Raw genomic sequence first — 1,599 nt, forward strand, 5'->3', positions numbered from 1 at the left:
GACCCTGCGTGCCGACCCGATGGCCCGCCGCACCGAGGCCCCGCCGAACACGTCCTCGATCGTGGAGGCCTCCCGCCACGAGTGGGGGGACGGGGAGTGGCTCGCGCGGCGGGGCGAGACCCCGGTGCACGAGGCGCCGTTCTCGGTCTACGAGGTGCACCTGCCCTCCTGGCGCCCCGGCCTGACCTACCGTCAACTGGCGGAACAGCTGCCCGCCTACGTCAAGGACCTCGGCTTCACCCACGTGGAGCTGATGCCGGTCGCCGAGCACCCCTTCGGCGGCTCCTGGGGCTACCAGGTCACCGGCTTCTACGCCCCCACCGCGCGTCTGGGCACCCCCGACGACTTCAGGTACCTGATCGACGCACTCCACCAGGCGGGCATCGGAGTCCTGATGGACTGGGTACCCGCCCACTTCCCGCGCGACGAGTGGGCCCTGGCCGAGTTCGACGGACGGCCGCTGTACGAACACGCGGACCCCCTGCGCTCCGCGCACCCCGACTGGGGCACCCTGGAGTTCGACTACGGACGCCGCGAGGTACGCAACTTCCTCGTCGCCAACGCCGTGTACTGGTGCGAGGAGTTCCACATCGACGGACTGCGCGTCGACGCCGTCGCCTCGATGCTCTACCTCGACTACTCACGCGAACCCGGACAGTGGGTCCCGAACACGCACGGCGGTCGGGAGAACCTCGACGCGGTCGCGTTCCTGCAGGAGATGAACGCCACCGTCTACCGGCGCTGCCCCGGCGTGGTCACGATCGCCGAGGAGTCCACCGCCTGGGACGGCGTCACCCGCGCCACCCACCACCCGGGCCCGAGCGGCTTCGGCGGCCTGGGCTTCGGACTCAAATGGAACATGGGCTGGATGCACGACTCGCTCCAGTACATGAGCCACGAGCCCGTCCACCGCAAATACCACCACAACGAGATGACGTTCTCGATGGTGTACGCCTACAGCGAGAACTACGTCCTGCCCGTCTCCCACGACGAAGTCGTCCACGGCAAACGCTCCCTGGTCTCCAAGATGCCCGGCGACTGGTGGCAGCAACGCGCCAACCACCGCGCCTACCTCGGCTTCATGTGGGCCCACCCCGGCAAACAACTCCTCTTCATGGGCCAGGAATTCGCCCAGGGCGCCGAATGGTCGGAAGCCCACGGCCCCGACTGGTGGCTCCTCGACCCCGCCTACAGCGCCGAAAGCGACCACCGCGGCATCCGCGACCTCGTCCGCGACCTCAACACCCACTACCACCACACCCCCGCCCTCCACCAGCTCGACACCCACCCCACCGGCTTCCAGTGGATCACCGGCGACGCCGCCGACGACAACGTCCTCGCCTTCCTCCGCTACGACACGGCCGGCACCCCCCTCCTCGCCGTCTCCCACTTCTCCCCCGCCGTCCGCCACGACTACCGCCTCGGCGTCCCCGACGACATCCCCGCCTGGCACGAAACCCTCAACACCGACCGCGCCCCCTACGGCGGCAGCGACATCCACCACCCCCACCCCCTCAAACCCGACCCCACCCCCCACCACGGCCGACCGGCCAGCATCCGCCTCACCCTCCCCCCACTCGCCACCATCTGGCTCCGCCC

The 1,599-nt window shown here is 69.8% G+C and carries 1 protein-coding gene; it reads left to right on the top strand.

What is annotated here, in order from left to right:
• Positions 1 to 1,599: 1,4-alpha-glucan branching enzyme (glgB, locus tag ABZ845_RS31915; protein WP_360987042.1), on the top strand; the 1,599-nt coding region annotated here is incomplete at both ends.

The sequence above is a fragment of the Streptomyces sp. NPDC047022 genome (assembly GCF_040644155.1).
Lineage (GTDB): Bacteria > Actinomycetota > Actinomycetes > Streptomycetales > Streptomycetaceae > Streptomyces.